Annotated in this window: 14 protein-coding genes; 10 read left to right on the forward strand and 4 right to left on the reverse strand. The window is 69.6% G+C overall.

Annotated features, from left to right (window positions below):
• From nadC to ACWD68_RS24235, 7 genes are all read left to right on the forward strand, one after another.
• Window positions 1–978 (forward strand): carboxylating nicotinate-nucleotide diphosphorylase, encoded by a 978-nt coding sequence (gene nadC, locus ACWD68_RS24205; RefSeq protein WP_451808556.1) that lies wholly within the window; start codon window positions 1–3, stop codon window positions 976–978.
• Window positions 979–986: 8 nt separating this feature from the next.
• Window positions 987–1784, forward strand: a complete 798-nt coding sequence (locus ACWD68_RS24210) for a type III pantothenate kinase (protein WP_389501536.1) — start codon at window positions 987–989, stop codon at window positions 1782–1784.
• A 409-nt stretch (window positions 1785–2193) separates the two neighbouring features.
• Entirely contained in the window at window positions 2194–2778 is a 585-nt protein-coding gene (locus tag ACWD68_RS24215) for a hypothetical protein (RefSeq protein ID WP_451808557.1), read from the forward strand.
• Window positions 2779–2791: 13 nt separating this feature from the next.
• A complete protein-coding gene (locus ACWD68_RS24220) occupies window positions 2792–2977 on the forward strand; it encodes a hypothetical protein (RefSeq protein ID WP_451808524.1) in 186 nt (61 codons plus the stop codon).
• A 227-nt stretch (window positions 2978–3204) separates the two neighbouring features.
• Entirely contained in the window at window positions 3205–3621 is a 417-nt protein-coding gene (locus ACWD68_RS24225; protein WP_451808525.1) for a BlaI/MecI/CopY family transcriptional regulator, read from the forward strand.
• A 9-nt stretch (window positions 3622–3630) separates the two neighbouring features.
• The gene (locus tag ACWD68_RS24230) at window positions 3631–4200 is read left to right on the forward strand and encodes an amino-acid N-acetyltransferase (protein ID WP_356464811.1); all 570 of its coding nucleotides are present in this window, start codon (window positions 3631–3633) and stop codon (window positions 4198–4200) included.
• 227 nt (window positions 4201–4427) lie between these two features.
• Window positions 4428–4763, forward strand: a complete 336-nt coding sequence (locus ACWD68_RS24235; protein ID WP_010986119.1) for a histone-like nucleoid-structuring protein Lsr2 — start codon at window positions 4428–4430, stop codon at window positions 4761–4763.
• Here ACWD68_RS24235 and ACWD68_RS24240 read toward each other — a convergent pair.
• Window positions 4742–5476, reverse strand: coding sequence for an SCO3374 family protein (locus ACWD68_RS24240; RefSeq protein WP_451808526.1), 735 nt, complete (start codon window positions 5474–5476; stop codon window positions 4742–4744). The genes ACWD68_RS24235 and ACWD68_RS24240 overlap by 22 nt on opposite strands.
• A 430-nt stretch (window positions 5477–5906) precedes the next feature.
• On the opposite strand from ACWD68_RS24240, the gene ACWD68_RS24245 reads away from it, so the two are divergent.
• On the forward strand, window positions 5907–8435 hold the full coding sequence (locus tag ACWD68_RS24245) for an ATP-dependent Clp protease ATP-binding subunit (RefSeq protein WP_451808527.1): 2529 nt from the start codon (window positions 5907–5909) through the stop codon (window positions 8433–8435).
• Window positions 8436–8512: 77 nt separating this feature from the next.
• On the opposite strand, the gene ACWD68_RS24250 is transcribed toward ACWD68_RS24245, so the two are convergent.
• Window positions 8513–11644 (reverse strand): NACHT domain-containing protein, encoded by a 3132-nt coding sequence (locus ACWD68_RS24250; RefSeq protein ID WP_451808528.1) that lies wholly within the window; start codon window positions 11642–11644, stop codon window positions 8513–8515.
• A gap of 808 nt (window positions 11645–12452) precedes the next feature.
• Between ACWD68_RS24250 and ACWD68_RS24255 the strand changes: the two genes are divergently transcribed.
• A complete protein-coding gene (locus ACWD68_RS24255) occupies window positions 12453–13151 on the forward strand; it encodes a M23 family metallopeptidase (protein WP_451808529.1) in 699 nt (232 codons plus the stop codon).
• Between the two features lie 78 nt (window positions 13152–13229).
• Here the strand turns inward: ACWD68_RS24255 and ACWD68_RS24260 are convergent, their stop codons facing one another.
• Window positions 13230–13841, reverse strand: a complete 612-nt coding sequence (locus ACWD68_RS24260; protein WP_451808530.1) for a TetR/AcrR family transcriptional regulator — start codon at window positions 13839–13841, stop codon at window positions 13230–13232.
• 173 nt (window positions 13842–14014) lie between these two features.
• Between ACWD68_RS24260 and ACWD68_RS24265 the strand changes: the two genes are divergently transcribed.
• Window positions 14015–15640 carry an MDR family MFS transporter gene (locus ACWD68_RS24265; protein ID WP_451808531.1) on the forward strand — a complete coding sequence of 542 codons (1626 nt, stop codon included), beginning with the start codon at window positions 14015–14017 and terminating at the stop codon, window positions 15638–15640.
• A 212-nt stretch (window positions 15641–15852) separates the two neighbouring features.
• Here the strand turns inward: ACWD68_RS24265 and cseC are convergent, their stop codons facing one another.
• Window positions 15853–17349 (reverse strand): two-component system sensor histidine kinase CseC, encoded by a 1497-nt coding sequence (gene cseC, locus ACWD68_RS24270; protein ID WP_451808532.1) that lies wholly within the window; start codon window positions 17347–17349, stop codon window positions 15853–15855.
• Window positions 17350–17354 lie beyond the last annotated feature (5 nt).

Consider the following 17354-nt stretch of genomic DNA (forward strand, 5'->3'; position numbering starts at 1 on the left):
GTGAGCACCCACGACCTTCCCCTCGCCCAGAGCGGCGGCTGCGGCGACGGCTGCGGCTGCGGCGCCGAAACGGACGAGGCGTACCTGGAGTGCGGCCTCGATCCCGCTCTCGCCCAGCTCCTCGCCGACGCCGGTCTCGACCCCCTGGAGGTCGAGGACATCGCGAACGTGGCGATCCAGGAGGACCTCGACCACGGCGTGGACGTGACGACGGTCGCGACCATCCCCGAGGACGCCGTCTCCACCGCCGACTTCACCGCCCGGGACGCGGGCGTCGTCGCGGGTCTGCGGGTCGCCGAGGCGGTCCTCTCCGTGGTCTGCACCGACGAGTTCGAGGTCGAGCGGCACGTCGAGGACGGCGACCGCGTCGAGGCCGGCCAGAAGCTGCTGAGCGTCACCACGCTCACCCGCGACCTGCTGACGGCCGAACGCAGCGCGCTGAACCTCCTGTGCCGGCTGTCCGGCATCGCGACGGCCACGCGCGCGTGGGCGGACGCCCTGGAGGGCACCGGGACCCGCGTGCGGGACACCCGCAAGACGACGCCGGGCCTGCGCTCCCTGGAGAAGTTCGCGGTGCGCTGCGGCGGCGGCGTCAACCACCGCATGTCGCTCTCCGACGCCGCGCTGGTCAAGGACAACCACGTGGTCGCCGCCGGCGGCGTGGCCCAGGCCTTCAAGGCTGTACGGGAGATGTTCCCGGAGGTCCCGGTCGAGGTCGAGGTCGACACCCTGCACCAGCTGCGCGAGGTCGTGGACGCGGGCGCCGACCTGATCCTTCTGGACAACTTCACGCCCGTCGAGTGCGAGGAGGCGGTGGCCGTCGTCGAGGGCCGGGCCCTTCTGGAGGCGTCCGGGCGGCTCGTCCTCGACAACGCCGCGGCGTACGCGCGGACGGGCGTCGACTTCCTGGCCGTGGGCGCGCTCACGCACTCCGCCCCGATCCTGGACATCGGCCTCGACCTGCGAGCGGCGGAGTAACCCCGGCCATGCTGCTGACCATCGACGTAGGCAACACCCACACGGTCCTCGGCCTCTTCGACGGGGAGGAGATCGTCGAGCACTGGCGCATCTCCACCGACTCGCGCCGGACCGCCGACGAACTCGCCGTGCTCCTCCAGGGACTCATGGGCATGCACCCGCTGCTCGGCGAGGAACTCGGCGACGGCATCGACGGCATCGCGATCTGCGCCACCGTTCCGTCCGTGCTGCACGAGCTGCGCGAGGTGACGCGGCGCTACTACGGCGATGTCCCCGCCGTCCTCGTCGAGCCCGGCGTCAAGACGGGCGTGCCGATCCTCACGGACAACCCCAAGGAGGTCGGCGCCGACCGGATCATCAACTCCGTGGCGGCGGTCGAGCTGTACGGGGGGCCGGCGATCGTCGTCGACTTCGGTACGGCGACCACGTTCGACGCGGTCAGCGCGCGGGGCGAGTACATCGGCGGTGTCATCGCTCCCGGCATCGAGATCTCCGTCGACGCGCTCGGCGTCAAGGGCGCTCAGCTGCGGAAGATCGAGGTGGCCCGGCCGCGCGCGGTGATCGGCAAGAACACCGTCGAGGCGATGCAGTCCGGCATCATCTACGGGTTCGCCGGCCAGGTCGACGGAGTCGTGACCCGTATGGCGCGCGAGCTCGCCGACGACCCCGAGGACGTCACCGTCATCGCCACGGGCGGGCTGGCTCCGATGGTCCTCGGCGAGTCCTCGGTGATCGACGAGCACGAGCCGTGGCTGACGCTGATCGGTCTGCGCCTGGTGTACGAGCGGAACGTCTCGCGTATGTGAGTTCCCCGGAGCGCACTCCGCGGACCGGCGCCGTCCGCGCCCCTCGGAGTGCGCGCCGACGTGCGGTGTGTACCGCGCTTCCCGGCGGGCGGTGCGGTGTCGCGTCCCCTCCAACCGGGGCGCCCCTGTGCGGCGCGGCACGCGCGGTCCGCGCGCCGGGACGACGCGTTTCGCCCCGTGCACTGCGTCGAGCCGGTGTCGAAGAGCGACACGTCGCGAAGCTCCTCTCCGTGTCGTCTCCGACGGGCAGAGCCTCGATCCGCCACCGGGTTCCGCGTGCGGGATCCGCTTCCGAATCCCTCCGGCGTCCGCGAAAGCATGACGCGCCACATTTAGCCCGCTATGCGGATTTTGTCTGATTAGCGCGTATCGTCGCCGCATGCCCACGCCTTACGGATCCCACGGCGGCATGGCGTTCGGTGCGGAGGAGCTGCGTGTGCTCCGCCGTGCCCTCGCCCTCGCCCTGCACCCCAGTCCCGCCTCGGCCGAGGACGTCAAGGACTGCCTCCGCCTCGCCGAGTCCGTCGACGAGGCGGCCCGCGAGGGAGCCAGGCTCCGGGCTTTCCTGGTGGCCGACCTGGCCCGCTACCGGGCCGCGCTGCCGGGCACCGCCGCCGGCTACCTCGTCCTGCTGGAAGAGGTCCTCGCGGTCGGCTACCGGCCGAACCCCGACGACCTCGCCGCGCTCCGCGCGCTGCGCGGCAACCCCACCGCGGCGGCCCTCCTGGACCGCTGCCGGGTCCTCGCCGAGCAGGATGTGCGCGCCCGGCTCGCGGGCCGCTCGGTCCCGTCGGTGCCGTCGTCCCGCACCCGGCTGCTGGCCCTGCCCGGGGGCCGGGCCGCCGACGAGCCCGACAAGAAGCCCGAGCCGAAGCCGCAGTCCCAGCCGCCTCGCCCGGACCGGCCCATCCCGACCCCGGGCGAGGTCTTCCCGCCGAGGCGCAAGCCCGGGCCGCCTCCGGCGGACCCCCCGCAGCAGCTCGCGGCCGGCTAGCTACTCTGGAGACATGGACTATGTCTCCGCGCTCGTGCCCCCCGTCGTGATGGCCGTGTTCTTCGTCGGGCTCATCGTGACGATCGTGAAGAGCCAGGGCGGCGCCAACAAGGGCAAGGAGGACGCGGTCGTCGACGCCGCCCTCGCGCGCGTGGAGGGCGCCCACCAGGCCTCGGGCCCCAAGGACGCCGGGGCCTGAGCCCAGGGCGGCCCCGCGCGAAGTCCCACCGCGCCCCCTTGGGCGTACGGCCTCCCCGAACCCTCGGGCGTACGGCCGCCCCGGCCGGACCACGCGCTCACCGGCGTACGACTCAGACGTTTCATGCGTTTCATACGTTCTTCGAGTCGTACGCCCTTTTTGTTGCTCATCTCCCAGTATTGTTCTGAGCTGTGCCTCGCCCATTGGGAGAACTCGAAGACTCGGTCATGACGCGGGTGTGGAAGTGGAACCGCCCGGTGACCGTTCGGGAAGTCCTGGAAGACCTTCAACAGGAACGGTCCATCGCGTACACCACGGTGATGACCGTTTTGGACAATCTCCATCAGAAGGGCTGGGTCCGCCGCGAGGCGGAAGGCCGGGCCTATCGATATGAGGCGGTCTCCACTCGTGCCGCCTACTCGGCGGCGCTGATGAACGACGCCTGGTCGCAGAGCGACAACCCGGCGGCCGCTCTCGTCGCCTTCTTCGGGATGATGAGCGAGGAACAGCGGGTCGCTCTCAGCGATGCGGTACGCATGGTGCAAGGGCCCGAACCGCAGGCTCCCGAACCCGTCGAAAGGCCGCCGGCGCCCGAGCGCTCCGAGGAGAACCCCGCCGAGGACGGGGACGGCTCCGAGCGATAGCGTCCGCTCATGCCAGCAGAGCATCCCGCAGAGGTTCCAGCAGAGCTTCCGGCACAGCATCCCGAAGTCACCGCAAAAGCCATCACCGTCCGGCGGGCCAGGACCAGCGATGTCGCGGCCGTACGCGGACTCCTCGACGCGAACGTGCGCCGCCGTATCCTGCTCGACAAAGCCACGGTCACCCTTTACGAGGACATCCAGGAGTTCTGGGTCGCGGAACGCGACGACAACGCCGAGGTGGTCGGCTGCGGTGCGCTGCACGTGATGTGGGAAGACCTCGCGGAAGTCCGCACTCTCGCGGTGAACCCCGCGGTCAAGGGCCTCGGCGTCGGTCATCAGTTGCTGGAGAAGTTGCTGCAGACCGCTCGCTGGCTCGGCGTTCGACGGGTTTTCTGTCTGACCTTCGAAGTCGGCTTCTTCGCGAAGCACGGGTTCGTGGAGATCGGCGAGACGCCCGTCGACACCGATGTCTACGCCGAGCTCCTGCGTTCCTATGACGAGGGCGTGGCGGAGTTCCTCGGTCTCGAACGAGTGAAACCGAACACCTTGGGCAACAGCCGGATGCTTCTGCATCTGTGATCGCCACCGGCTATTCCGGCGGAGTGCGTTGCCCACGTTCCCTATGTCCGAAACGCGCACGTTTCCGGGCGGGCAGTGGTCACTGAGTCTCTGCCAGGGGTTTGTGTTTTTCCAGCAAAAGCGGTTTGCTTTCCGACGTACTGCAGTACTGCATATAACAAGGGACGGCGAAACGGCGGATGCCGCGGGCCCTCCTTGCCCTGAAGTTATCGATGAAAGGAAATCCGGTGGCACAGAAGGTTCAGGTCCTTCTTGTCGACGACCTCGACGGTGGCGAGGCGGACGAGACCGTGACGTTCGCGTTGGACGGCAAGACGTACGAAATCGATCTCACGACCGCCAATGCGGACAAGCTCCGTGGCCTTCTCGAGCCCTACGTGAAGGGTGGCCGTCGTACCGGAGGCCGTGCTTCGGGCGGACGCGGAAAGGCCCGTGTCGCTTCCGGCGGCAGCCAGGACACCGCGCAGATCCGCGCCTGGGCGAAGGAGAACGGCTACGAGGTCAACGACCGCGGCCGAGTTCCCGCGTCCATTCGTGAGGCTTACGAGAAGGCCAACGGCTGAGCGCAGGCGCGCCGCAGCCTTACCCGATGGCACTGTGTCGCCATCGTCCGCACGAGTCGTACGAGATCGGGGGCGCCCCCACCGCCCCCGCCGACGGCCCCGCCGCCCAGCGCCGACAGCGTCGGCAATGCCGGCTCCACCTCGCAGCCGGGCTCCGGGGGTCGCAGCCAGCGGGCGGCCCCTCGCGGGCCCCTGTGTGTTTCCGGACCGGCCGCCGGCGGGTCCGCGGGACGGGCTTGCGGGTGGTCCTCTGTCCGGGCCTCGGGCCGGTCCTCCGGTCCGGCCGGCAGCGGAGCGCGGGGAACCGGTGACACCGGAGCCCCGAAGCCCGGCAGCACCGGGACGCCGAGATCCGGCGGCGGGGGAGCCTCGATGCTTCCGCCCGCGCCGATCGCCGTGAGATCCAGCGCGAGAGTGCCCCACTCCAGCCAGTCGAGCAGCCCCGGCAGCTCCTCCGTGCTTCCCGCGGCCACCAGCAGCCGCATCCGCCCCCCGTGCAGCGCCACCGGAGACGCGGGCCCCAGATGCCGCAGCGCCGCGAATCCCGCCTCCGCAGGCACCTCCAGGACGTCGAAGCGCAGCCCCGTGACGAGCCGTACCGGGGACCCGGGCACTGCGGTCCAGCCCAGTTCGTTCTCGTACCACTGATGCACCGGATCGACCGGATCTCCCGGATCGAACCGCCGGCGGGGGAGAGGGACGGTGGGAACCATGCAAGGAGCAACCGCCGGAAGAGCCCCGGAGTTACGCTGGGCGTTTCCTTGAACGCACAGAGTTCCTGGAAAACGGGCGTGCGAGGGCTTTCGGCCGGGCAAGGATGTTCGCCCGTAGCGGAGGGAATCGGTGCGCGCGGCATGGACTGTCAGTGCGTACGGGTAAGACATCCCTAGTGGGAGAGGCGACACGCACGGCTCAGGCATCTCACGTTCGCCATCGGCGTACAGCGGGAGAGGGTATCTGCCTGGCCTGCGGGAACATCGTCTCGCACCATCAGGTTGGAGCAGATGTCGGCGTTCGGGGTCTGGAGGCCAAGGACGGTGTCGGCAGTTGGAATGAGCGGTCCCCGCTTGCGGGACTAAGCTGCGGAAGGACAGGGAGGGGAGCGTCCCCTTACTGCCTGACCGCTCTGAGGAGCGATTAACGATGTTCGAGAGGTTCACCGACCGCGCGCGGCGGGTTGTCGTCCTGGCTCAGGAAGAAGCCCGGATGCTCAACCACAACTACATCGGCACCGAGCACATCCTCCTGGGCCTGATCCACGAGGGTGAGGGTGTCGCCGCTAAGGCCCTGGAGAGCCTCGGGATTTCGCTCGAGGCGGTCCGCCAGCAGGTGGAGGAGATCATCGGCCAGGGCCAGCAGGCCCCGTCAGGCCACATCCCCTTCACCCCCCGTGCCAAGAAGGTCCTGGAGCTGTCGCTCCGCGAGGCCCTTCAGCTGGGCCACAACTACATCGGCACGGAGCACATCCTGCTCGGCCTGATCCGCGAGGGCGAGGGCGTCGCCGCCCAGGTCCTCGTCAAGCTGGGCGCAGACCTCAACCGGGTGCGGCAGCAGGTCATCCAGCTGCTCTCCGGCTACCAGGGCAAGGAGACCGCCGGCGCCAGTGGCGGTCCTGCTGAGGGCACTCCCTCCACGTCCCTGGTCCTCGACCAGTTCGGCCGGAACCTCACCCAGGCCGCTCGTGAGTCCAAGCTCGACCCGGTCATCGGGCGCGAGAAGGAGATCGAGCGGGTCATGCAGGTGCTGTCCCGCCGTACTAAGAACAACCCGGTGCTGATCGGTGAGCCCGGCGTCGGCAAGACCGCCGTCGTCGAGGGCCTCGCCCAGGCCATCGTCAAGGGCGAGGTGCCCGAGACCCTCAAGGACAAGCACCTCTACACCCTGGACCTCGGCGCGCTGGTCGCCGGCTCCCGCTACCGCGGTGACTTCGAGGAGCGCCTGAAGAAGGTCCTCAAGGAGATCCGCACCCGCGGCGACATCATCCTGTTCATCGACGAGCTCCACACGCTGGTCGGTGCGGGTGCCGCCGAGGGCGCCATCGACGCCGCTTCGATCCTGAAGCCGATGCTGGCCCGCGGTGAGCTGCAGACCATCGGTGCCACCACGCTGGACGAGTACCGCAAGCACCTCGAGAAGGACGCGGCCCTCGAGCGCCGCTTCCAGCCGATCCAGGTGGCGGAGCCTTCCCTCCCCCACACGATCGAGATCCTCAAGGGTCTGCGCGACCGGTACGAGGCCCACCACCGCGTCTCCATCACGGACGAGGCCCTGGTGCAGGCGGCGACGCTCGCCGACCGGTACATCTCGGACCGCTTCCTCCCCGACAAGGCGATCGACCTGATCGACGAAGCGGGCTCCCGGATGCGCATCCGTCGGATGACCGCACCGCCGGACCTCCGTGAGTTCGACGAGAAGATCGCGGGCGTCCGCCGCGACAAGGAGTCGGCCATCGACTCCCAGGACTTCGAGAAGGCGGCCTCTCTCCGCGACAAGGAGAAGCAGCTGCTGGCGGCGAAGGCCAAGCGCGAGAAGGAGTGGAAGGCCGGCGACATGGACGTCGTCGCCGAGGTCGACGGCGAGCTGATCGCCGAGGTCCTGGCCACCGCCACGGGCATCCCGGTCTTCAAGCTGACCGAGGAGGAGTCCTCGCGTCTGCTGCGCATGGAGGACGAGCTCCACAAGCGGGTCATCGGCCAGAAGGACGCCATCAAGGCGCTCTCGCAGGCGATCCGCCGCACGCGAGCGGGCCTGAAGGACCCGAAGCGTCCCGGTGGTTCCTTCATCTTCGCCGGCCCCTCGGGTGTCGGTAAGACGGAGCTGTCGAAGACCCTCGCGGAGTTCCTCTTCGGTGACGAGGACGCGCTGATCTCCCTCGACATGTCGGAGTTCAGCGAGAAGCACACGGTCTCGCGTCTCTTCGGTTCGCCTCCCGGCTACGTGGGCTACGAAGAGGGCGGCCAGCTGACCGAGAAGGTCCGCCGCAAGCCGTTCTCCGTCGTCCTCTTCGACGAGGTCGAGAAGGCCCACCCGGACATCTTCAACTCGCTGCTGCAGATCCTGGAGGACGGTCGCCTGACCGACTCCCAGGGCCGGGTCGTGGACTTCAAGAACACGGTCATCATCATGACGACCAACCTCGGCACCCGGGACATCTCCAAGGGCTTCAACCTCGGCTTCGCGGCCGTGGGCGACGTCAAGTCCAACTACGACCGGATGAAGGCCAAGGTCAACGAGGAGCTGAAGCAGCACTTCCGCCCCGAGTTCCTGAACCGTGTCGACGACACGGTGGTCTTCCACCAGCTCACCGAGGAAGACATCATCCAGATCGTCGACCTCATGGTCGCGAAGGTGGACGAGCGTCTGAAGGACCGGGACATGGGCATCGAGCTCAGCCCGAGCGCCAAGTCCCTCCTCGCGAAGAAGGGCTACGACCCCGTCCTGGGCGCCCGGCCGCTGCGCCGGACCATCCAGCGCGAGATCGAGGACATCCTCTCCGAGAAGATCCTCTTCGGCGAGCTCCGTCCCGGCCACATCGTGGTCGTCGACACGGAGGGCGAGGGCGAGGCCAAGGCCTTCACCTTCCGGGGCGAGGAGAAGTCGGCGCTGCCCGACGTCCCGCCGATCGAGCAGGCCGCCGGTGGTGCCGGTCCCAATCTGAGCAAGGAGGCGTGACCTCAGGGTCCGCCTGGAAAGGGGTTGCCCCGGGACTTCGGTCCCGGGGCAGCCCCTCTTTTCAGGAGAGGGAGGAGTCACAGAATGTTGTGGGTCCTCGTCGTCGTGTGCTCGCCCGGCAATTGACCCGAGAGATGTTCCGGCGCGGTGCCGGTGTCCGAATTGAGGACGAAATTGACCGTCCGGAGATTCGGAACCACGGACCGGAGTCCGGACAGGTCCTCGTTCCCGAGCAGCTTTCTGAGTTCCAGATGCTCGACGCCCGGAAGCGGCGGTGCCGACCCGAGGGATCCCAAGGCGGCCCGGTGGATCCGCAGCTCTCTGAGCCCGGGCAGTGCGGCGACCTCGGACCAGTCGGCGGGGGAGAGCTCCCCGGGGACCCGGCTCAGCCAGAGGGTGTGCAGGGACTCCCAGTGACGCAGTCCCCGCATCCCGGTGTCGCGGAGCGCGTCCAGCCCGAAGGAGATCACTTCCAGCGGCGCTTCCAGGGGGAGGGCCTCGATCAGGGACCGGCCCGTGAGCCGGTGTCCGAGGTTCAGTTCACGCAGCGAGCCCAGCGCCGGCAGGCCTCCCGGTGCCCGCCCCCGTGATCCGGCGGACAGCAGTGACAGCGCCCGCAGGGGCAGCGCCGCGAGGGGCGAGAGGTCCTCGACACCCGGGCACTGGTCGAGGTTGAGCTGCTCCAGTCGCGGCTGAGCCGACAGGAAGTCCAGATCCCGCAGGCGGTTGTTGTAGCGCAGTACGAGATGCGTCACCTGGTCGGGCGGCAGGCAGGCGCGCAGCTCCGCCGAGCCGAGGTCTCCGACGATCTGCAGCATGGACCGGCCGCCCAGGTCGCGCAGCACCTGGAGCTGGGCGGCCGAGTGCGCGGTGAAGTACAGATCGGCCGGGTCCAGATGGGCGACCACCTCGGACGCGTAGCGCTCGGTGTCGAACCGGTGCCATCCCCAGGTGAGCTGGGCCCGTACGGACAGGGCCGGGTGCGAACGGAAGCGCGCCAGCACCGGGACGGCCGCGTCGGTGCCGATGAGGGAGGCGGTGACCACGACTCCCCGGGCCTCTGCCTCGGTCAGCCCCTCCGGCCCGGGCAGCAGTTCGAGTACGAGGGGGCCGGCCTCGGCCAGGGCGCGGGCCTCCTCGGACGTCCTCGGCGGGATGAGGGCGGCCGCGTCGCCCTCCACGGCGGCCCGCACCTCGGGCGCGAGCTGCGTTGCGTGCTCCAGCGAGGCGAGGGCGAGCAGCCGTACGCGGGTCGCGGACGCCCCGTCGAGCCGGGTCGCCGAGTCGGTCATGGCGCCCAGCAGTTCGGCCCGTTCCCGTGGGCGGGCGTGGGCGACGGACATCCGGATCACATCCGCCCACTGCGCCTCCCCGGCGTTGCGCACCAGCAGGCCGAAGTCCCCGTCCTCCACCGCCGCCTTGGCCCCCAGGTAGTCCTGGAAGGTGCGGTGGACGAACTCGACGGTGCCGAGGGTGGGTTCACGGAGGAGGCCGCTGCGGACGATGAGATGACGCAGTACCTGCGAGGCGTCGCCCTGGTGGGCGGCGGCCGGGAGGGAGGGCAGCACATCGGCGACGATGCGTTCGGCGCGGTCGCGATCCATCTCCACCCGGGTGTTGCGGATGAGCCAGTAGGCGAGGCGTTGCAGCAGCTGGATCTGCGGAAGCTCCGTGAGATGGATGCCGTCGTGACCGCTTCCCCGTGGGAACATGTCGCGCTCCTCGTCGCGGCGCGACAGCAGCATGGAGAGCGCGGCGTCGTACAACTCCTGTCTGCCGTGCGGCAGATAGCCACGCCGGTCGCGGTGCAGCGCGCAGATCAGACCGCACATCAGGGGATTGGTGGCCAGCCGGCCGAGGTCCGGCTTGGTCCGGACGGCGTCGAGGAGGGAACGCTCGTAGCCGTCGAGGCGGTCCGTGTCCGAGGCGTCCAGGCGTGCCGCGGCATGCCAGCGGCGGATGAACGCGGCCACGTCGTCGCCGGTCATCGGCGACAGGACGAGCTCGGTGAATCCGTCGGGCGCGAGCCAGTCCTCCCGCACGGCCGAAGGGCGGGACGTGACCAGCCACTGGTTGCCGGGGTAGGCGTCGAGGAGCTCGCGCAGCCAGCGGCGGGTGCGTTCACGGTCGCGTTCGGGGATCTCGTCGAGGCCGTCGACGAGCAGCAGGGCGCGGCCCTGGCTGAGGACTCGGTCGGTCCAGCCGCCGGGCTGGGTCGCGTGGAAGGGAATGCGGGCGGCGGACAGGAAGGCGTCGGGGGCCGGAAGGCCGTCCGGGCGGCGGACGAGGGTGCGCAGCGGGAGAACGAAGGGGATGCGGTCTCCCCGCTCTCCGCGTGCCGCGGTCACCGCCAGCCACTGCACGAGCGTGGTCTTGCCGGAACCGGCCACGCCGCGCAGGAAAACCAAGTCCTGTTCCGACAAGGCCTGTTCGGCGGGCAGGGAGGTGCCCGACGCCGCGATGAGCACGCCGCCCGACGAAGCGGTCTCCTCGTCCCCGACGGGTCGTACGGCCTGGAGGCTGAGGTAGGCGGCGTCCAGCGGCCAGCGTTCCGGGGAGTTGACGAGGTCGATCCCGTAGATGGTGAGGTGGCTGTGCCTGGTGGCGACATGGGCGAGGTAGCGCTGCTCGAAGGCCTGGTCGGTGCCGCCGGTCATGGGGGTGCGCGCGATCAACTCATCCACCTTGGCGATGAGTTCGCGCTGTCTGCGGCTCTGCTCCACGAGGGTGCGGGAGACAAAGGTCGAGCGCTGGGTGAAGAAGTGCAGGATGTGGAGGCAGGCCGTGTCGAGCAGCCCCTCGTAGAACAGGGTCGCGTCGAAGGACAGGTCGCGGTCGGGGTTTCCGCTCGCCGCGCGCAGCCGCAGGGCGAGCGCCCGGTGGCCGAGTTCCACGGCTTGGATGTCCGTCATGGTGAGGTCGCCCAGGCCGTGCAGGGTCGCGGCGAGGGCGTGGACGACGGCCCGCTCCTCCTCGGCGGGGATCGGACGTTCTCCGGCCCGCAGTGCCCGGCCGACCAACTCGGCCGAGAGAGCGGCCAGTTCCTTCTCGCCGACGGCCCGCTTCTCGCCCTTGAAGGAGACGAACGCCGAGATGCGTACGGGCTTGTCCACGAGCCCGGCTCCCGGGCCCTCCGTCACGAAGAGCTTCCTGACGAGAGGCGCGGCCACGCTGGAGGCCAGGCGGGTGCCGACGGCTACTGGGTCCATGACGATCCCCCGGGAGAACGTTGAGCCTGAAGGACAACCGTATGTTCTGACAGCTGATCCACGCAGCAGAGCGCGCTATCACCGCCGATCGGGACGATCACCGGCTCTCCCGGCCCGCGTGCGCCCCGGCAGGGAGCCGTCCGACGGTCCCGCGTCGAGCCGACGGTCCCGCGTCAGGGGGAAGCCCTGCCCTGCGAAGGGCGGCCCCACGGCGGACGGGCGGCCCAACGGTGGACGGACGGCTCCGCGTCGCGCGGTCGCGGAGGCGCGGTCGCGCAGGCGCGGTAAGGGTCTATCCGTGCCACGAGGACGACGGGGTGGGGATTCGGGCGCTCGGGGAGGGCCGGCCGGCTCCCCAAGGCCCTTGAAACCAGGGGCCGCAGCGTAGCCCGCGTCACATTCCGGGGGCCCTGAATCCGGGGGGCCGGTGACATGCCGCACAGGCGTTTTGTCCGGTACTAAGTTGAATAGTGGAGACGCGAAATCGGACAAAAAGGACCTTTGGCCCGGGCTCCGAAGGACGATCGGCGCGCCGTGCGGGCGGGTGGGGCGAGGGCAGGTTTAGCAAGGGATGTGCCGGGCCGAAGTGGGGCTAAACCTGGTTTCTTGGGCAAAAACGGCAACATCTCGAGCGGGATGTCCGGACTGTCAAGGTTCATCAAGTTTCGCGGTGAAGTACTAGCTCACGTCGTAGATGGGCTGTTTGAGTCCCCCTGGGGGTGCGGGTTACCAATGAATGGCCCGCTCGGTGGCCGCCAGTGCACCGGAGTGGTCGTTCAGCCCCTGTCCCCGTCTCCGCGAGGTATTCATGTCGAAGCGCGTCACGTCCCGCAAGTCCCTTACGTCCATGGTCCGCACTCGGGCGGCCGTTCTCGCCGTCGGTCTGGGCGCCTCGGTCGTGCTGGGCGCAGGGGTCGCGACCGCCGCCGAAGCCGGCCTCAGCAGCAGCGGAACCGTCACCGCGGCCAGCGCCGTGCAGACGCAGGCCGCCGCTCAGGCCAAGGCCGCCGCCGTCAAGAAGGCGGCTGCCGTCAAGAAGGCCGCCGCAGCGAAGGCGACCGCCAAGAAGACCGCCGCCAAGAAGGCCGTCTCCTGGGTCGACCCGGTGCAGAAGTACACGCTGTCCGCCTCCTTCAACCAGGCCGGCGGCATGTGGTCCCACAAGCACTCCGGCCAGGACTACGCCGTGCCGCAGGGCACCAACGTCGTCGCTGCGCACGGCGGCACCGTGGTCAAGACCGGCGGCAACGGTGCCGGTGACGGTCCGGCGTACGGCAACGCCATCGTCATCAAGCACGCCAACGGCACGTACTCGCAGTACGCCCACCTGTCGCGCATCGACGTGAAGATAGGCCAGGTCGTCGCCACCGGTCAGCACATCGCCCTGTCCGGCAACACCGGTAACTCCAGTGGCCCGCACCTGCACTTCGAGATCCGTACGACCGCCAACTACGGTTCGGCCATCGACCCGGCCGCGTTCCTGCGCGCCAAGGGCGTCAAGGTCTGATCCACCCGCCCGCGCCGGTGACCCGGCGCGGAGCCCAGGTGTGGAGCCCGAGGCGGACCCCCGGCGTCGAAAGCGGCGCTACGCGGCTCCGCCTCCGTGGGCCGCTCCGCCCCCGTGGGCCTGTGTCACCAGATCGATGGCGACCTCCAGGACAGCCTTGCGCTTGTCCTCGGGGTCGCCTTCGACGTCCTTGAGGACGAACATGCCGGCGTGCATCGTGAAGAGCGCGCTGATGCAGCGGACCTGGTCGGTCAGCGGCGACTCGGGCTCCTTGATGATCTCCAGCATGCTTATCATGCGGTCCTTGAAGGTCTCGCCGATGCTCAGCTCGCGCACCGTCGCCTGGTTCTCCTGCATGAAGCGGAAGAGCGGGGACGCGCCGCCGAGGGCGTCGCTGTAGCGGCGCAGCACCTCCTGCTTGGTCTCCAGGCTGTGCGGCTGCTGCTTGCCCCACTCGATCAGCTCGTCGAGCGGCCTCGTCAGATCCTCGAAGAGGCTGATGAGTATCTCTTCCTTGGTCTTGAAGTGGTAGTAGAGCGCCGCTTTGGTGACATCGAGGTGCTCGGCGATCTCGCGCAGCGAGGTCTTCTCGTAGCCCTGCTCGGAGAAGAGTTCGAGGGCCACGTCCTGGATGCGCTGGCGGGTGTCGCCCCGGCGCTGCCGCTTGCTGCCGTCCATCGTGCCGCCCATCCTCGTACTCCTCGTGCTCCCTGAAAACTTACCTGTCGGTCCGGTCGGCAAAACTACTTAAACTTACTTGACGCCCGGCTAGTTACGCCGCTACTTTCCCTGAGTGTAGTCAGCTAGCCGGTCGGCAAGTAAGTGGCCGGGCGGCGGCAGTGGTACCTAGGGGAGTGGAAACGATGGCGGACACGACGAAAGCGGCCGCACCGGCCGGGAGTCAGGCGGAGGGCCAACCGGCGGCTCCGGACGAGAAGCAGCCGCGCAGCGTACGGGTCGTCCTGCTCGCGCTCATGATCGCGATGCTGCTCGCGATGCTCGACAACATGATCGTGGGCACGGCGATGCCGACGATCGTCGGCGAGCTGGGCGGCCTGGAGCACCTGTCCTGGGTGGTCACCGGCTACACCCTCGCCACCGCGGCCTCCACCCCGATCTGGGGCAAGCTCGGCGACATGTACGGGCGCAAGGGCGCCTTCATGACCTCGATCGTGATCTTCCTGATCGGCTCCGCGCTCAGCGGTATGGCCCAGGACATGGGCCAGCTCATCGGTTTCCGCGCCATTCAGGGTCTGGGCGCCGGTGGTCTGATGGTCGGCGTCATGGCGATCATCGGTGACCTCATTCCGCCCCGCGAGCGCGGCAAGTACCAGGGCATGATGGCCGGCGTGATGGCCTTCGCCATGATCCTCGGCCCGCTGGTCGGCGGCACCATCACCGACCACTGGGGCTGGCGCTGGTCCTTCTACATCAACCTCCCGCTCGGCGTCGTCGCGCTCATCGCGGTCAGTGTCGTACTGCACCTGCCGAGGAAGCGCGTCGAGGCGAAGATCGACTACCTGGGTGCCGGGCTGCTGGCCCTTGGGATCTCCTCCATCGTCCTCGTCACCACCTGGGGCGGCACCGAGTACGCCTGGGGCTCCGCGCGGATCATGGAACTGATCGGCATCGGCGTCGCCGCCCTCGTCGGCTTCGTGTTCTGGCAGACCAAGGCCGCCGCGCCGGTCATGCCGCTGCACATCTTCCGCAGCCGCAACTTCACGCTGATGTCGCTCATCGGCTTCATCACCGGCTTCGTGATGTTCGGCGCCGTGCTCTTCCTGCCGCTGTACCAGCAGTCCGTGCAGGGCGCGTCCGCCACCAACTCCGGTCTGCTGCTCCTGCCGATGCTCGGCGCGATGCTCGCCGTGTCGATGGTCGCCGGACGCGTCACCACCAACAGCGGCCGCTACAAGATCTTCCCGCTCGTCGGCAGCGTGCTGATGATCGTCGGCCTGTTCCTCCTCTCGCAGATGGACACCGAGACGACGCGGGTCACCTCCGGTCTGTACATGGCGGTGCTCGGCGCGGGCATGGGCTGCCTGATGCAGATCACGATGCTCGTGGCGCAGAACAGCGTGGAGATGAAGGACATGGGCGTCGCGTCCTCGTCCACCACCCTCTTCCGTACGCTCGGCTCGTCCTTCGGCGTCGCCATCATGGGCGCGCTGTTCAACCACCGGGTGCAGGACGTCATGACCGAGCGGGCCGGTGCGATCGGCTCCGAGCTGACCGAGAAGTCCGCGCAGCTCGACGCGGCCAGCCTGGCGAAGCTGCCGGCGGTGGCCCGGGAGGCGTACCAGCACGCTGTGTCCTCCGGTACGCACTCCGCGTTCCTGCTGGGCTCCGTGGTGGCCGTGCTCGCGCTGGTCGCGGCGGTGTTCGTGAAGGAAGTTCCGCTGAAGGGCGCGGGAGCGGGCGCTCCCAAGCCCGGCGAGGACGGGGTGCGGGACGAGGCTCCTCAGGCCTCGCTCGCCGAGCCGGTCTGACCCGACCGCAGGCCTCGCCTCTCCCGTCCGTCCCTGAAGCTCCTCGACAGAAGGCCCCCGGCGTTGTCCGCCCCGGGGGCCTTCTCCCGTGCCGCCCCGCGTTCCGTCCCCCGCTCCACGTCACTGTCGGTGGCGCCTGCCACCGTCGGAACGTGGACCGGATGCGACAGCCGCGGCCGGCCAAGGACGTCATGGACAGGGACCGGGCCCGGCTACTTCCCGGACGCCGGCAGGATCGGATAGCTCCCCGTGCTCGTCGGCGCGTGTTCCGGCAGCCACAGCACGGCGACCGCGCCCTCGGCGGGTACGCCGTCCGGGGCCCCGGCGGGCCGCACGTTGCGGAAGGTCAGCCGCGCGCCGAGCACCCGGGCCTGGCCCGCGGCGATGGTGAGGCCGAGCCCGTGGCCGTCGCCCGCGCGGTCGGCGCTGCCGGTGCGGAACCGGCTCGGCCCCTCGGCGAGGAGCTTCTCGGGGAAGCCGGGACCGTGGTCGCGGACGCGGATGACGCGCCCCTCGACGGTGACCTCGATCGGCGGCCTGCCGTGCCGGGCGGCGTTCGCCAGAAGGTTGAGCAGGACGCGCTCCAGGCGGCGCGGGTCCGTGGTGACCTCCGACTCGTGCACCACGCGCACCTCGACGTCCGCGCCCTTGGCGGCCACCCGTCGGCTCACGAACTCGCCGAGCATGATGTCCTGCAGCTCGGCCCGCTCGGAGGCGCCGTCGAGCCGGGCGACCTCCAGGACGTCCTCGACGAGCGTGCGCATGGCCTGCGCCCGGTCCCGTACGAGCTCGGTGGGCCGGCCGGGCGGCAGGAGTTCGGCCGCCGTGAGCAGTCCGGTCACCGGTGTGCGCAGTTCGTGGGCGATGTCGGCGGTCACCCGGCGCTCGGCCTCGATGCGCTGCTGGAGCGCGTCGGCCATGGCGTCCACGGCGCGCGCGAGGTCGTCGGTCTCGTCGAGCACGACGCCGCCGATCGCGTCCCGGACCCGGACGTCGGTCTCGCCCTTGGCGACCCGGTTCGCGGCGGACGCCGCCTTGCGCAGGCGACGTGAGAGCTGGCCGCCGATCAGCACACCGAGCGCGCTGCCGCCGAAGACGACCGCGATGGAGCCGATGATCAGCGCCTGGTCGAGGTCCTTCATCACGTCCGCGTTGCGGTCCGTGAACCGCTCGTGCCAGGACAGCACCTGGCCGTTCCTGAGCGGTACGGCGGCCCAGATGTCCGGCACACCGTTCGCGCCCGCGGTGACGTAGGTCGCCCGCCGCCCCTCCGAGACCTTCGCCAGCAGGTCCGCCGGAATGGAGGGATCGTCGATCTTGGCCCCGAACGGTGGCGTCCGGCCCGGCCCGTACATGCGCTGGGCGAGCTGGATGCGCTCGTCGGCCAGGTCGCGCGAGTTGTCCAGCATCGAGACACGGGCCGCGTTGTGCACGACCAGGCTCAACGCGATCGCGACCAGCGCGCCGACCAGGGCGATCGCCGTACTGAGCTTCCATCGGATGCCCGTACGAATGCTCGTCCCCGAATCGGTGCCCCGGTCGATACCGATACCGAGGCCTCTGCCCCTGCCCACGTCTCTGCCGGCGCCGGCGCCGCCGCGCGGGGTCGTGGCCGTGCCACCGCCCGCGTCCTGGCGTCTCCCCGGAATCGGTCCCTGACCCGGAACCGAGGGTTTCCCCGGAGCCGAGCGCTGAAATATCCCCCGCATACCCC

Source organism: Streptomyces sp. NPDC005141, from assembly GCF_053599975.1.

Excerpts from the sequence above, each read along its gene's own strand:
- ACWD68_RS24210 (WP_389501536.1), top strand. The coding sequence starts at position 987 with ATGCTGCTGACCATCGACGTAGGCAACACCCACACGGTCCTCGGCCTC.
- ACWD68_RS24215 (WP_451808557.1), top strand. The coding sequence starts at position 2,194 with ATGGCGTTCGGTGCGGAGGAGCTGCGTGTGCTCCGCCGTGCCCTCGCC.
- ACWD68_RS24220 (WP_451808524.1), top strand. The coding sequence starts at position 2,792 with ATGGACTATGTCTCCGCGCTCGTGCCCCCCGTCGTGATGGCCGTGTTC.
- ACWD68_RS24225 (WP_451808525.1), top strand. The coding sequence starts at position 3,205 with ATGACGCGGGTGTGGAAGTGGAACCGCCCGGTGACCGTTCGGGAAGTC.
- ACWD68_RS24230 (WP_356464811.1), top strand. The coding sequence starts at position 3,631 with ATGCCAGCAGAGCATCCCGCAGAGGTTCCAGCAGAGCTTCCGGCACAG.
- ACWD68_RS24240 (WP_451808526.1), bottom strand. The coding sequence starts at position 5,476 with ATGGTTCCCACCGTCCCTCTCCCCCGCCGGCGGTTCGATCCGGGAGAT.
- ACWD68_RS24245 (WP_451808527.1), top strand. The coding sequence starts at position 5,907 with ATGTTCGAGAGGTTCACCGACCGCGCGCGGCGGGTTGTCGTCCTGGCT.
- ACWD68_RS24250 (WP_451808528.1), bottom strand. The coding sequence starts at position 11,644 with ATGGACCCAGTAGCCGTCGGCACCCGCCTGGCCTCCAGCGTGGCCGCG.
- ACWD68_RS24255 (WP_451808529.1), top strand. The coding sequence starts at position 12,453 with ATGTCGAAGCGCGTCACGTCCCGCAAGTCCCTTACGTCCATGGTCCGC.
- ACWD68_RS24260 (WP_451808530.1), bottom strand. The coding sequence starts at position 13,841 with ATGGGCGGCACGATGGACGGCAGCAAGCGGCAGCGCCGGGGCGACACC.
- ACWD68_RS24265 (WP_451808531.1), top strand. The coding sequence starts at position 14,015 with ATGGCGGACACGACGAAAGCGGCCGCACCGGCCGGGAGTCAGGCGGAG.
- cseC (WP_451808532.1), bottom strand. The coding sequence starts at position 17,349 with ATGCGGGGGATATTTCAGCGCTCGGCTCCGGGGAAACCCTCGGTTCCG.